Annotated in this window: 1 tRNA gene; it reads right to left on the bottom strand. The window is 51.3% G+C overall.

Features of this window, described 5'->3' with window-relative positions:
• Nucleotides 1-58 precede the first annotated feature (58 nt).
• A tRNA-Ile gene (locus SB751_RS35265) sits at nt 59-135 on the bottom strand.
• Nucleotides 136-236: the final 101 nt, after the last annotated feature.

Here is a 236-nt window from a genome sequence, read left to right as displayed (position 1 = left end):
AAGGCAGGCGCTCTCCCAGCTGAGCTATGGCCCCGTATTTTACGGCTAAACCAAGTAATGGTAGGTCTGGGCAGATTTGAACTGCCGACCTCACCCTTATCAGGGGTGCGCTCTAACCAACTGAGCTACAGACCTATAACAGGGTCGCGTTACAGCATCGTCTTTATACAAGTGAATCAAGCAATTCGTGTGGGAGCTCATCAGCAGGCTGATGTCGTCGATTAAGGAGGTGATCC

It is taken from the genome of Cupriavidus sp. SIMBA_020 (assembly GCF_046535395.1).
GTDB lineage: Bacteria > Pseudomonadota > Gammaproteobacteria > Burkholderiales > Burkholderiaceae > Cupriavidus > Cupriavidus campinensis.
The sequence above is the reverse complement of the archived record's forward strand: the minus strand, read 5'-3'. Positions and strand labels throughout refer to the sequence as shown.